Source organism: Actinokineospora sp. UV203, from assembly GCF_056323665.1.
The window spans coordinates 4,214,542-4,228,271 of the sequence record NZ_CM150484.1 but is presented as its reverse complement, the minus strand read 5'-3'; the positions used below and the strand labels follow the sequence as shown (position 1 = coordinate 4,228,271).

At 69.4% G+C, this 13,730-nt stretch carries 12 protein-coding genes; 11 read left to right on the top strand and 1 reads right to left on the bottom strand.

Annotation, left to right across the window (positions count from 1 at the left end):
• The first annotated feature begins 70 nt into the window (after window positions 1-70).
• The 9 genes from ACUZ2Y_RS20110 (at window position 71) to ACUZ2Y_RS20070 (ending at window position 10,439) form a co-directional block, all read left to right on the top strand.
• Window positions 71-613, top strand: a complete 543-nt coding sequence (locus ACUZ2Y_RS20110) for an NUDIX hydrolase (RefSeq protein ID WP_476321122.1) — start codon at window positions 71-73, stop codon at window positions 611-613.
• 21 nt (window positions 614-634) lie between these two features.
• Window positions 635-2,785: a DUF6049 family protein gene (locus ACUZ2Y_RS20105; protein ID WP_476321120.1), complete on the top strand. Its 2,151-nt coding sequence runs from the start codon at window positions 635-637 to the stop codon at window positions 2,783-2,785.
• An 82-nt stretch (window positions 2,786-2,867) separates the two neighbouring features.
• On the top strand, window positions 2,868-4,430 hold the full coding sequence (gene murJ / locus ACUZ2Y_RS20100) for a murein biosynthesis integral membrane protein MurJ (RefSeq protein WP_476331959.1): 1,563 nt from the start codon (window positions 2,868-2,870) through the stop codon (window positions 4,428-4,430).
• A 151-nt stretch (window positions 4,431-4,581) separates the two neighbouring features.
• Window positions 4,582-6,054, top strand: a complete 1,473-nt coding sequence (locus ACUZ2Y_RS20095) for a protein kinase family protein (protein WP_476331957.1) — start codon at window positions 4,582-4,584, stop codon at window positions 6,052-6,054.
• A gap of 140 nt (window positions 6,055-6,194) precedes the next feature.
• Complete coding sequence (gene sigM / locus ACUZ2Y_RS20090) at window positions 6,195-6,821, top strand: RNA polymerase sigma factor SigM (protein ID WP_476321118.1); 627 nt, start codon at window positions 6,195-6,197, stop codon at window positions 6,819-6,821.
• Window positions 6,818-7,579 carry a hypothetical protein gene (locus ACUZ2Y_RS20085; RefSeq protein ID WP_476321116.1) on the top strand — a complete coding sequence of 254 codons (762 nt, stop codon included), beginning with the start codon at window positions 6,818-6,820 and terminating at the stop codon, window positions 7,577-7,579. The genes sigM and ACUZ2Y_RS20085 overlap by 4 nt, the downstream gene beginning before the upstream one ends.
• 165 nt (window positions 7,580-7,744) lie before the next feature.
• Window positions 7,745-8,740 carry a thioredoxin-disulfide reductase gene (gene trxB, locus ACUZ2Y_RS20080; protein ID WP_476321114.1) on the top strand — a complete coding sequence of 332 codons (996 nt, stop codon included), beginning with the start codon at window positions 7,745-7,747 and terminating at the stop codon, window positions 8,738-8,740.
• A gap of 29 nt (window positions 8,741-8,769) precedes the next feature.
• Complete coding sequence (gene trxA, locus ACUZ2Y_RS20075; protein ID WP_476321112.1) at window positions 8,770-9,099, top strand: thioredoxin; 330 nt, start codon at window positions 8,770-8,772, stop codon at window positions 9,097-9,099.
• 191 nt (window positions 9,100-9,290) lie between these two features.
• Window positions 9,291-10,439 (top strand): N-acetylmuramoyl-L-alanine amidase, encoded by a 1,149-nt coding sequence (locus ACUZ2Y_RS20070; protein WP_476321110.1) that lies wholly within the window; start codon window positions 9,291-9,293, stop codon window positions 10,437-10,439.
• Window positions 10,440-10,577: 138 nt separating this feature from the next.
• Here the strand turns inward: ACUZ2Y_RS20070 and ACUZ2Y_RS20065 are convergent, their stop codons facing one another.
• Window positions 10,578-11,201 carry a GNAT family N-acetyltransferase gene (locus ACUZ2Y_RS20065; protein WP_476321108.1) on the bottom strand — a complete coding sequence of 208 codons (624 nt, stop codon included), beginning with the start codon at window positions 11,199-11,201 and terminating at the stop codon, window positions 10,578-10,580.
• A 176-nt stretch (window positions 11,202-11,377) separates the two neighbouring features.
• On the opposite strand from ACUZ2Y_RS20065, the gene ACUZ2Y_RS20060 reads away from it, so the two are divergent.
• Window positions 11,378-12,694, top strand: coding sequence for an aminotransferase-like domain-containing protein (locus ACUZ2Y_RS20060; protein WP_476321106.1), 1,317 nt, complete (start codon window positions 11,378-11,380; stop codon window positions 12,692-12,694).
• Between the two features lie 26 nt (window positions 12,695-12,720).
• Window positions 12,721-13,671, top strand: coding sequence for a D-alanine--D-alanine ligase family protein (locus ACUZ2Y_RS20055; RefSeq protein ID WP_476321104.1), 951 nt, complete (start codon window positions 12,721-12,723; stop codon window positions 13,669-13,671).
• Window positions 13,672-13,730: the final 59 nt, after the last annotated feature.

Here is a 13,730-nt window from a genome sequence, read left to right as displayed (position 1 = left end):
CGTAACCGGTTATCCACAGGGTCGAGCGACGCCCGTCCCCGAGGTCGCCGATCGCATTACCATCGCGAATATGCCCCCGTCGTCCGGAAGGTCCCGAGGCGCCCGGACCGGGCGCCGCTTCCGCAAGCGCGGGCCGAAGCTGGCGACGGTCGACGAGACGTCGGCGGGCGGGCTGGTGCTCGACGCCGCGACCGACCGGGTGGCCCTGATCGGCCGCCTCGACCGGCGGGGCAGGCTGCTGTGGTCGCTGCCCAAGGGCCACATCGAGCCCGGCGAGACCCCGGAGCAGACGGCGGTCCGCGAGGTCGCCGAGGAGACGGGGATCGAGGGTGAGGTCGTCCGGCCGCTGGGCACGATCGACTACTGGTTCATCGCCGACGGCGCCAAGCGAATCCACAAGACGGTGCACCACTTCCTGCTGGTCGCCCACTCCTATGAGCTCTCCGACGAAGACCTGGAAGTGACCGAGGTCGCGTGGGTGGCCTTCAACGACTTGGAGGCGAGACTCGCCTATGCGGACGAGCGCCGTCTGGTCCGAAAGGCGAGGCAACTACTCTCCGAGCATCCACTCTCACCCGGTCCGGTCGAGCGCGACGAAGTCGGCCGAGGCTGACCCCATGGCTGGAGAGACTTCGTGATCACTCGACTGCGTCGCGCCGGACTGGCGACGCTGGCCGCGGTGCTGGTCGTGCTCGGTGCGCCGCTCGGCGAGTCGACCGCCCAGACCACCGAACGCATCCGAGTCGACTTGGATCAACTCACCCCGAGAGTCGCCGACGCGAGCACCCCGACGGTCACCGTCACCGGAACGATCACCAATACGGGTGATCGCCGGATCGACGACATCCAGGTCCGCCTGGAGCGCGGCGACCTGCTCGTCGACGAGTCGGCCCTGCGCCGGGCGCTCGACGAGCCGCAGAAGACGACCGCGCTGACCAAGCCCACGGTGAGCCAGTTCAAGGACGTCAGCGGAAAGCTGGAGCGGGGTCAGTCCGCGCGCTTCGAGCTGACGGTGGGCCTCGGCCAGGAGCGCGGGTCACTCAAGATCGACAAGCCGGGCATCTACCAGCTGGTGCTGAACTTCAACGGCGCCCCCGACTTCGGCACAGCCGAGCGCATCGGCGCGCTGAGCGCGCTGCTGCCGGTCCTGTCGGTGCCCGGTGGCGACGCGATCGCCCGGCCCGCGGACCCGTCCCGGGTGGGGATGCTGTGGCCGCTGGTCGACGAGCAGCCTCGGCCCGTGGAGATCCCGATCGGCGGCGGGAAACCGGTCTTCGACGACGAGGGACTGGCCGACTCCTTGAGCGGCGGCAGGCTGTTCAGCCTCCTCAACGCCGTGCAGCAGGCGGCCGTGACGGACAACACGCTGCTGCGGTCGCTGTGCTTCGCGATCGATCCCGACCTGATCCACCAGGTCGACCTCATGTCCAAGGGTTACCTCGTCGGCCGCGACGGCGTGGTCAGTGAGGGCAGAGGCCAGGAGACGGCCGCGCTGTGGCTTTCAGTGCTCCGCGACCTCGCCAGGGGCCAGTGCGTGGTGTCGCTGCCGTTCGCCGACGCCGACCTGGTCGCGCTCTCCCGGTCCGACACCGTCGACCTGCAGACCGTCGCGGTCTCGGCGTCGGACGTCATCGAGAAGACCCTCGAGGTCAAACCGCAGGCGGGGGTGGTCTGGCCCGACGGCGGCACCCTCGACCAGCGGACCCTCGCCGACCTGTCGAGCGCCCGGCGAACGACCGTGCTGGCCGACGCCGCCAAGCTGCAGCAGGTCGTCGGGAAGGCGCCGCTGAGCCTGAACGGCGACTCGGCCCGGGCCATCCCGTACGACACCCTCGTGGCCTCCTCCCTGGCCCCGCGCGGCGGCGAGTCGACGGTCAAGACGTCGTCGGTGCAGAACGGGCTAGCCACCCTGGTCTTCCGCGGCGCGTTCACCGCCGGGCAGAACGTGCTGGTCGCACCCCCACGCCGGTGGTCGGCGTCGACCGGCGAGCTGCGGGTGTTCCTGCAGACCCTGCAGTCACTGCAATCCCAGGACTACACGCTGCCGCTGCACCTGCCTTCCCTCGTCGAGCTTCCCGACCAGGGCAAGGCGGGCGGCCTGGACTACTCCGCGCAGGACAGCGGGGCCGAGGTCACCGCGCCGGTCGCCGCGGAGATCGCCCGGATCAACACCGTCCAGCGTGAGCTGATCAAGAACGTCTTCACCAAGGACGCCACCGTCCTGCTCGACCCCAGCGCGCTGCTCGCCCCCATTCGCGACGACCTGATCCGCGCGTCCTCGACGGCGTGGCGCTCGCGGCCCGCCGAGGCGTCGAACGCGACAAGGCACGCGGGCCAACAGCTCAAGGCGCTGCTGTCCCGGGTGACGATCAACGATTCCGGCGTCCCGCTGTCGCTGGCGTCGGCGGACAGCCCGATCCCGGCTTACATCACCAACGGCCTGCCGGTGGCCGTGCGCGCCAGGGTCAACGTGGGGGACACCCCGGGCGTGCGGTCCGACCAGTCGGTCTACGTCCGGATCCCCGCCGGTCACTCGATGACCCAGTTCCTGCCGGTCTCGGTCAGCCGCGCCGGCCGCTTCACCGTGGACGTCTGGCTGACCACGGAGAGCGGCACCACCCTCGGTGCCACCTCCCGGGTGAAACTCAACTCCACCTCCTACGGCAGCATCACCCTGGCGGTCACCGGCACGGCGGCGGGCGCGCTGGTGCTGCTGGTCAGCCTGCGGCTGTTCCGCCGGATTCGCGCCAAGCGGATGGCCGCGGCCGCCGAGAACGATCTATAGGCGCGAAAGAGCGAGGACGACGACGGTGGAGCAGGGCGCACAGAAGAAGGCGGTGCCTTCACTGGCCCGCGCGACCGGGTCGATGGCCATCGCCACGCTGGTCAGCCGGATCACGGGGTTTTTCTGGAAGCTGATGCTCGGCTGGATCATCGGCATCAACGTCATCCAGGACTCGTTCACCATCGCCAACACCTTGCCCAACATCATCTTCGAGTTGCTGCTCGGTGGTGTGCTGGCGAGCGTCGTGGTCCCGCTGCTGGTGCGGTCGCACGACGATCCGGACGGCGGGCAGACCTACATCAACCGGCTGCTGACCGTCGGCATGACAGGTCTCGCGGTCGCCACGGTGATCGCGGTCGCGTTGGCGCCGGTGTTCACCCGGATCTACGTCGACAACTCGACCGGCAAGGCGAATCCCGAGCTCGCCACCGCGTTCGCCTACTTGCTGCTTCCGGAGATCCTCTTCTACGGGCTCTTCGCTTTGCTGTCCGCCATCCTGCAGGCCAAGCATGTGTTCGGGCCGACAGCCTGGGCGCCGGTGGTCAACAACCTCGTCGTCATGGCCACGCTGCTGACCTACACGATCGTTCCCGGCGAGCTGTCGCTGAACCCGGTGCGCATGGGCGACGCGAAGCTGCTGGTCCTGGGCATCGGCGTCACGCTGGGCATCGTTGTGCAGGCGGCCATCCTGCTGCCCGCACTCAAGCGCAGCGGTTTCAAGTACAAGTGGACGTGGGGGTTCGACGCCCGGCTCAAGGAGTTCGGTGGGCTCGCCCTGTGGATCCTCGGATATGTCCTGATCAGCCAGGTCGGCATGGTGGTCACCCAGCGCGTGCTCTCAGCGGCCTCGGCAGGCGGGGTCAGCATCTACGCCCAGGCGTGGCTGTTGTTCCAGTTGCCGTACGGCGTCATCGGAGTGTCGCTGCTGACCGCGATCTTGCCCCGGATGAGTCGAGCGGCGGCGGACGGAGACACCCAGCGGGTGGTCGACGACCTGTCCACCGGAAGCAGGCTCTCGGCGGTCATGCTGGTTCCGATCAGCGCGATCCTCACGGTGTCGGGCGTCGCGATCGGCATCGCGCTGTTCCGCGCCGGGGAAGTCGACCTCGCCCAGGCCAACCGGCTTGGCACAGCGCTGGCGTTCTCCGCGTTCGGTCTCCTCCCGTACGCGCTGGTGATGCTGCAGTTGCGGGTCTTCTACGCCATGAAGGACGCCCGCACGCCCACCCTGATCATGCTCGTGATGACCGTGGTCAAGGTTCCGCTGCTCTACATGTGCGGCGCTATGGTGGATCCCAAGCAGGTAGTGATCGCCGTCATGCTGGTGAATTCGCTGACGTTCGTCGTCGGTGCGGTACTCGGGCAGATGTGGCTGTGGGTGCGCTTGGGGAACCTGCACAGCAAGAAGATCATCGCGGTGATCGGCAAGAGCGTTCTCGCCGGGCTTGGTGGGGTCGCGGCAGCGTGGCTGGTCAGCAGGTTCGTCCTGCCCGGCATGATCGACTCGATGGGTCGGGCGTGGCTGGTGCTCATCGTCCAGTCCGTGGTCGCGGGCCCGGTTATGGTCGGACTTCTGATGGTGTTGAAGGTGCCCGAACTCAAGCCGGCCACAAGCCGGATCACCCGACTCGTGCGCCGTGGGTAACGAGATGACCACCGATCTCGGCGTGGTTTCACGTACCCTCGGCTCGACCGGCGTGCTGGAGACATAGGTGACGACGAGGCGAACCGAGTACCCGACGGGCGAGGATGCGGCAGGCCGCAGTGCCGGCCCGGGCTTCCTCGTCCCCGGCGGCATGATCGGCGACGGCCGCTACCGGCTGGTCGCCCAATTCGGCGTCGACCAGCGGATGAACGCCCACTTCTGGCGGGCCCAGGACAGCTACCTGCGCCGCGATGTCGCGCTCACCCTGCTCGCGGGCGACCAGGGTGACGCCGCCGCGGTGGCCGCCGCCCGACGCACCCTGGAGCGCGCCGCGCACGCCACCACGCTCAACCACCCTGGCAAGGCCCGGGTGCTCGACGTGCTCAGCCAGGGCAGCGGGATCGGCGCCGGTGAGGGACTCATCGGCATCATCGTGGCCGACTGGGTCCGCGGCACCGACCTGATCGACTTGGTCGCCGAGTACCCGGTGCCGTCGGCGATCGCGGCGAGCCTGCTCGAACCGCTCGCCGCCGCGGCCGAGACGGCCCACCACACCGGTCTGGTGCTCGGCCTCGACCACCCGCAGCGCATCCGGGTCACCCCGCAGGGCGCCCTGTTCCTCGCGTTCCTCGGCGCGCCCGCGGAGGCGAGCCTGCACGACGACGTCCGCGGCCTCGGCGCGATCCTCTACCTGCTGCTCACCGGCCGGTGGCCGCTGCCCGGCGGACCCGAAGGCGTCCCGGCCGCGCCGTTGGGCCCGGACGGCCACGTCGTCGCGCCCCGCGCGCTGTACGCGTACATCCCGCAGGAGCTGTCCGAGGTCACGCTGCGCTGCCTGTCCGGCGACGCGATCGGCGGCATCCGCACCAGCGCCGGGCTGATCCGGGTCCTGGAGCGGGCGAAGTTCATCGACGACGAGACCCACCAGCTCCAGGCCATCTCCGACGACGCGGAGTACGAGGACGACGGCACGGTCTGGACCACGCGGCGGCCCAGCAACGACCGCGCCACCCGGCGCAAGCTCGCCGTCGGCGTGACCGCCTTGGCCGTGGCGACGGTCGGCGTCCTGGCATGGCTCGGCATGCAGCTCATCAGCTTCTTCGGCGACTCCGAGCCCGGCGCGGGCGGCCCGACGATCGTGGCGACCGCCCCCGGCGGCAACCCGCAGAACGGCCCGCCGCCACCGCAACCGGGCGAGCCGATTCAGGCCGCGGGCGTGCGGGTCTACAACGTCAAGGGCACGGCCGACAATCCCCGGCGAGCCACCTTCGCGGTCGACGGCGACCCGAAGACCGCCTGGAAGACCGACGCCTACGCGCAGCCGTTCCCCACGCTCAAGCCCGGAATCGGGATCATGGCCTCGTTCGCCGAGCCGGTCCCGTTCGCCGAGGTCATCATCGACTCGCCGAGCGACGGCACGGTCGTCGAGATCCGCACGGCGCCCACGGAGCGCCCGAAACTCGACGAGACCAAGGTCATCGGCCGCGCGACCCTGCAGGCCGGGCAGACCAAGCTGCAGCTCGACAGCGCCGAACCCACCCAACACGTGCTCATCTGGATCACCACGCTCGCCGAGGGCAACGTCTCCGAACTGACCGAGATCCGCTTCCTCCGCGCCCAGTGACAACCAGCGCCGAGGTGGCTGATCAGGCACCCACCCTGCTCAAAGGTTCACCCGCTCGGTCGCGGTGATCAAAGCGACCGAGCCGCGCCCCCTGGGCGCCATGTCACAGCGCCATGTCACACCCCGATACGCTGTGGCGCGTGACCGCCGCCGCCAGTTCGGACGCCGACCTCATCGCGGCCCATGCCGCCGGGGATCCGCGCGCCTTCTCCGAGCTAGTCCACCGGCACCGCGACAGACTTTGGGCAGTCGCCCTGCGCACGCTGCGCGACCCCGAGGAAGCGGCGGACGCCCTGCAAGAGGCGTTCATCTCCGCGTTCCGCGCCGCCGGCTCATTCCGGGCCGAGTCCCAGGTCACCACCTGGCTGCACCGGATCGTCGTCAACGCCTGCCTGGACCGCGTCCGCCGACGCCAGGCCCGGCCCACCGTGCCGCTCCCCGAGGCCGGGCCGGGTGAGCCGGTCAGCCCGCGCGACGCCATGTCCGACCGGGAGACCAGCCTGGTCGTGCGTACCGCGCTGGCCGAGCTGTCCGAGGAGCAGCGGGTGCCCATCGTGCTGGTTGACGTCGAGGGCTATTCCGTGGCCGAGACGGCGAAGATGCTGGGTATCGCCGAGGGCACGGTGAAGAGCCGCTGCGCCCGTGGCCGTGCCAAGTTGGCGAAAGTTCTCGGGCATCTGCGGAACCCGAGTGCAGATGCGAACGTCCCAGGTGGCGCTATCGAACGGCGAGACGCGCCGACTCGGCGCCACTTGGAGGGACGATGACGGACGAGACTCGGGGCATCGGGGTCCCCGACAGGTCGCCGTGGTCTGTCGACTTGCTCGCCGACCTGCACGCGGGTGTGTTGGACCCCCGCGAGAGCGCGCAACTGTGGGCCCAGGTCAACACCGACCCGCAGGCCCGGGCGATCATCGACGCACTCGACTCGGTCAAGGACGGCTTGGAGCAACTGCGCGACGCCCCGGCGCCGCCCATGCCCGCCCACTTCGCCGCCCGACTCGACGCCGCACTCGACGCTGAGGCCCGGCGCGCGTTCACCGGTCAGCATGCAGGCGCCCCGGTCATCGACATGGCCGAGGCGCGGCGCAAGCGCTCCCGCCGGATGGCGTGGGGTGTCGGTGCCCTGACCGCGGCAGCCGCCGCCGTCGCGGTGACGGTCGCGGTGCTGCCCGGCGCGAAGCAGACCACCGACGGCGTCGCCGCCCCGGTGCCGTCGGCGTCGGCGGGCGCGAACGCCGAGGCGCCGCTCGCGGTCAAGACCGAGGACATCGGCAGCGTCGCGGGACAGCTCGGCGGCAAGAAGGACTTCGGCCCGCTCAAGGACCAGGCTGGTCTCGACAAGTGCATCGAGGCCAATGGGCTCGACCCGGCGAAGGCGCAGACCATCGGCGTCCGGCCGGTCACGCTCGACGGGAAGCCGGGCGTGATGGCGATGCTCACCACGGGCGAGGCCACCAAGTTCCGCATCCTGGTCGTCCAAGCGGACTGCACCGAACTGTTCAACGACACGATCGGCCGCTGAACCACCTGATCTCAAACGTTTGCGGGGGATTTCTGCGGCAGCTCCGCAGAGGTCCTCCGCACTCGTGTGCCCTGTCACCGACAGCGGCGGAACAACCGGCCCCTACGATCGCGTTGACATCCAATGCGACCGGGCAAGACGTCCGGCGGAGTCGATGGAGGGCACATGCCTGCGGACGTGGACCAGATCCGGAACCTGATCATCATCGGTTCCGGGCCAGCCGGGTACACCGCGGCCGTATACGCCGCGCGCGCCCAGCTCGAACCGCTGGTCTTCGAGGGGTCCCAGTTCGGCGGCGCTCTCATGACCACCACCGAGGTCGAGAACTTCCCCGGCTTCCGCGACGGCATCATGGGCCCGGACCTGATGGAGCAGATGCGCGCCCAGGCCGAGCGGTTCGGCGCCGAACTCCGTCCCGAGGACGTCGAGTCGGTCGAGCTGACGGGCGAGGTCAAGTACGTGACCGCCAACGGGACCCGCTACGCGGCGAAGGCCGTCGTGCTGGCCATGGGCGCGGCCGCCCGCTACCTCAACGTGCCCGGTGAGCAGGAACTCCTCGGCCGCGGCGTCTCTGCCTGCGCCACCTGCGACGGGTTCTTCTTCCGCGACCAGGACATCGCCGTCCTCGGCGGCGGCGACTCGGCGATGGAGGAGGCCACCTTCCTCACCCGCTTCGCGAAGTCGGTCACGATCATCCACCGGCGCGAGGAGTTCCGGGCGTCGAAGATCATGCTGGAGCGGGCCAAGGCCAACGAGAAGATCCGCTGGCAGCTCAACACCGCGGTCACCGAGGTACTCGGCGACACCAGCGTGACCGGTCTCAAGATCGCCGACACGGTCACCGGCGAGGTCTCCGAACTCCCGGTCACCGGCTTCTTCGTCGCGATCGGCCACGACCCGCGCAGCGCACTGGTCAACGGCCAGGTCGACCTCGACGACGCGGGCTACGTGCTGGTCAAGGGGCAGAGCACCTACACCAACATCGACGGCGTGTTCGCCGCCGGTGACCTGGTCGACCACGAGTACCGCCAGGCCATCACCGCCGCGGGCTCCGGCTGCGCGGCCGCGATCGACGCCGAGCGCTGGCTCGCCGAACACGGTGAGGCCAAGGCCGAGATGGCGTCCGAGTTCGTCGGCGGCGGCTACGCCTCCTCCAACTGATCACCAACCAAACACCACAGGGAGAGAAGATGGCAGGCAACACCGTCCTCGTGACCGACAGCTCGTTCGCGGACGAGGTGCTGATGAGCGACAAGCCCGTTCTCGTGGACTTCTGGGCCACCTGGTGCGGCCCGTGCAAGATGGTCGCCCCGGTGTTGGAGGAGATCGCCCGCGACAACCCCGAGAAGATCACCGTCGCCAAGCTCGACATCGACAAGAACCCCGGCATCGCCCGCGACTACAAGATCATGTCGGTGCCGACCATGATCTTGTTCGAGAAGGGCCAGCCGGTGAAGACCATCGTCGGCGCCAAGCCCAAGGCAGCCATCCTCAAGGACCTCGAGGACTATCTCGCCTGATAAAGGCGGTCGGCGAAGCAACCCGAACCCGGGGTACGCGCGTCTCGTTAAGGACGCGGGGCCCCGGGTTCGGCGTTTCTCTCTGACCCACCCACGCCCCTTCCGTGAAGCGGCCAGGCTGACAGGGCACAATGATGAGCTGTCAGGAACCGCTCCGGCTCCGCCGGAGCCCAACCGGAGAGCGAGGGTGCATGCGGGTACTCCGCCGCGGCGATGGGGGTCCTGCTGTAACCGAGGTCCGGTCCACGCTTCTTGCGTTGGGCCTGCTGCCGTCGGTCACCGGCATGACTGAACCTGGGGTGTTCGACCAGGCCATGGAACACGCCGTTCGCGCCTTCCAGCAGCAGCGTGGTCTGATCACCGACGGACTGGTCGGCCCGGCCACCTACCGCGCCCTGCGCGACGCGACCCACCAGCTCGGTGGCCGTCCGCTCGCGTTCATGGTCTCCGCCCCGATCACCGGCGACGACGTGCTCACCCTGCAGGAACGCCTGCTGGAGCTCGGCTACGACGCGGGTCGGCCCAACGGCGTCTTCGGCGCCCAGACCGAGTCCGCGCTGCGCAACTTCCAGCGCGACTACGGCCTGACCGTCGACGGAATCTGCGGCCCGGAGACGGTCCGCGCCCTGCGCCAGCTGTCCCCGCGCGCCCGCGGCGGCCGTCCGGTCCTGCTGCGCGAACAGGAGCGGGTCCGCAAGGCCGGTCCGCGCCTGCGCGGCAAGCGGATCGTCATCGACCCGGGCCACGGCGGCGCCGACACCGGGCTGTCGGTCGGCGGGGTCAACGAGTCCAACCTGATGTGGGACCTGGCCAGCAGGCTCGAAGGCCGGATGGTCGCCACCGGCATGGAGGCTTTGCTTTCCCGCGGCCGCGAGCAGTGCCCGCCGGACGAGGCCCGCGCCGCGTTCGCCAACGAGGCCGGCGCCGACCTGGTCCTCTCGCTGCACACCGACTCGAACGCCTCCCCGCACGCGCAGGGTGTCGCGTGCTTCCACTTCGGCAGCGGCAACGGCGCGACGTCGACCCTCGGCGAGGCCATGGCCGGGCTGATCCAGCGCGAGCTGGCGATGCGTACCGGCCTGCGGGACTGCGGGACGCACCCGAAGACGTGGGACATCCTGCGGCTCACCCGCTGTCCGGCGGTCCGCATCGAGATCGGCTACCTCACCAACGCCGACGACCGGGCCCGGCTCTCCGACCCGGCCTTCCGCGACGTCGTGGCCGAGGGAATCCTGGTCGCGGTCAAGCGGCTCTACCTGCTCGGAGAGAACGACCAGCCGACCGGCAGCTTCACCTTCGCCGACGTGCTGGCCCACGAAATGCTCGCCAAAGCCGAGTAGGTGATTAGCCCGGTGCACAAATGGGCGGCGCGTCCAACCGGCACCTAAGGGGACCGTGACGACACCAAGCCACGGTCACCCACCACTCCGCACCATCACCCGGTAGGTGACCAACTCCCAAAATTCCGGGGAGGCGGTCTAGTGGAGGACTGGGCTGGCGGTGCTGACGGACACCGTCCCCAGCAGCCGCTCCAGCGCCGCCTCGACGTCTTCCTTCCAGGTGATGGCCGAGCGCAGTTCCAGGCGCAGACGGGGCCACCGGGGGTGCGGGCGCACGGTCTTGAAACCGACGCTCGTCAGGAAGTCGGCGGGCACGACACAGGACCGGTCCTCGTCGGGACGGGCGTCGCCGAAGGCCTCGATCGCCTTCACACCGCGCCTGGTCAGGTCTTTCGCGACGGCCTGGACCAGCATCCGGCCGAGCCCGCCACCGCGGAACTCCGGCACGACGTGGAAGCCGGTCAACACGACCGAATCGGCGCTCACCGGCGAAGTCGGGAAGGCCGAGGCCCTCGGGACGGCGTTCGGCGGCGCGTAAAGGACGAATCCGACGGGCAGCTTGTCGCTGTACACGACGCGCCCACAAGAACCCCACTCAAGCAGGACGCTCGAAACCCAGGCTTCCTTTTCGAGTTCGCACGTGCCGAACTCCTCAGCCTGCTCTTTGAGATGCGGCGCTAGTTCCCAGTACACGCATCCGCGACAGTGCTTCGGAAGGTGCTCCAGGTTGTCCAACGTGACGCCTACAACGCGTCGCGACACCCAACCTCCCGCACACATGCAATGCCTCGCGGACTGACCGTCCGCAGGAGGACGGCGTGATACCCAACCCAGAATAGGACCATGTGCCCTGCGCGGGAACCGTTGAAGCGATAATCAGGGCTAAGTCACCTGTCCGGTTACACTCGATTGATCTACCCGCACCGACGGAGCGCCCGATGACGCCTGGACAGCCGCCGGAAAGACTCGGCGCGCGCAGCCTCGACCCGCACCTACAGCGCTACGCCGCGCGAGCTACGGGGATGACGGCATCCGAGGTGCGTGCGCTGTTCGCGGTGGCCAGCCGTCCGGAGGTCGTCTCGCTCGCGGGCGGGATGCCGAACCTGGCCGCGCTGCCGCTGGACTTCCTGTCCGAGCAGGTCGCATCGATCATCAAAGACGAGGGACTCACCGCGCTGCAGTACGGCTCGGCGCACGGCGTCCCGCAGCTGCGGGAGCAGATCTGCGAGGTGATGGCCCTGGAGGGCGTCACCGGCCACCCCGACGACCTGGTCGTCACCGTCGGCTCGCAGATGGCGCTGGACCTGGTGACCCGCATCTTCTGCGACCCGGGCGACATCGTCCTGGCCGAGGGCCCGTCGTACGTGGGCGCCCTGGGCACCTTCGCGTCCTACCAGGCCGACGTCCGGCACGTCGCCATGGACGAGCACGGCCTGGTCCCCGAAGCGCTGCGGGCCGCGCTGGGCGCCGCTCAGCAGGCAGGCCGCCGGGTCAAGTTCCTCTACACGATCCCGAATTTCCAGAACCCCGCAGGCGTGACGATGGCGGTCTCGCGGCGGGCCGAGGTGCTCGACATCTGCGCGCGCCACGACGTGCTCGTCATCGAGGACAACCCGTACGGCCTGCTCGGCTTCGACGGCCAGATCTACCCGGCGCTGCGGTCGATGGACGCCGACAACGTGATCTACCTCGGCTCGTTCTCCAAGACCTTCGCCTCCGGGCTGCGCGTCGGCTGGGCGCTGGCGCCGCACGCCGTCCGCGAGAAGTTGGTGCTGGCGGCCGAATCCGCGTCGCTGTGCCCGCCGACGCTCAACCAGCTGATCGTCTCGCGCTACCTCGCCACGCACGACTGGAAGGGCCAGATCAAGTCCTTCCAGTCGATGTACCGCGAACGCCGCGACGCGCTGCTGTCCGGGCTGGAGCAGCACATGCCCGCGGGCTGCACGTGGACCCGGCCCGACGGCGGGTTCTTCGTCTGGATGACCGTGCCGGAAGGCGTGGACACCAAAGCGATGCAGCCGCGGGCGGTCACCGCCCGAGTCGCCTACGTGCCCGGAACCGGTTTCTACGCCGACGGTTTCGGCAGCAGGCAGATGCGGCTGTCGTTCTGCTACCCGCCGCCCGAGCGGATCTCCGAAGGCGTGCGCAGGCTCGCCGGTGTGCTCACCGAGGAGATCGAGCTGCTCAACACCTTCGGTCCGTCGACGAGCCGTTCGCTCTCGGGACCGCAGACGCCCACGCCCGACACCGCGTGATCAATCGGATAGCCAAGGAGTTCGCAGTGACCGATCGCTTCGTGGCCGTACTCGCCGGAGGCCTGTCCCACGAGCGCGATGTGTCGCTGCGGTCCGGCAGGCGGATCTCCGCCGCGCTGCGGACGGTCGGCGTCACGGTGGAGGAGTGGGACGCCGACGCGAACCTGCTGCACCGGCTGCGCGAGCACCGACCCGACGCCGTCGTCGTCGCGCTGCACGGCGGCGAGGGTGAGAACGGCTCAATCCAGACGATCTTGGATCTGCTGTCGATCCCGTACGTGGGCACCGACCCGGACGCGTGCAGGCGGTCATGGGACAAGCCGACCGCGAAGGCGGAGCTGGCGCGCGCGGGAGTGCTGACCCCAGACTGGGTTGTGCTGCCGCACAGCACGTTCCGCGAACTGGGTGCGGCGCCCGTGCTGGAGTCGATGGTGCGGCGGCTGGGTCTGCCGCTGATGCTCAAGCCGGACAAGGGCGGCTCGGCCCTCGGCGCCCAGGTCGTGCGCGACGCGGCGAACCTGCCGACCGCGATGGTCGGCTGCCTCGCCTACAGCGACGCCGTCCTCGCCGAGAAATTCGTCGACGGGGTCGAGGTCGCGGTCACCGTGATCGACGGGCCGGACGGTCCCGAGGCGCTGCCCGCGGTCGAGATCGTCCCGGAGAGCGGCGTCTACGACTACACCGCTCGCTACACCGCCGGGCTCACGACCTTCCACACTCCGGCTCGGCTCGACCCGAAGACCGCCGACGCTGTCGCCGAACTCGCGGTGACCGCGCACAAGCTTCTCGGGCTCCGCGACATCTCACGGACCGACGCCGTCATCGATCCGTCGGGCGCGGTCCATTTCCTCGAAGTGAACCTCTCGCCGGGACTGACCGAGACCTCGCTGGTGCCGATGGCGGTCGAGGCGGCCGGCCGGTCGCTCGGCGCGATCTATGCCGGGCTGATCGACCGGGCCATCGCCCGCTCACGTTGAGTGAAATTTGACCCACTCAGTGCCATCGTCACCGTGACGTAAGTACCTGGTGTGATCCC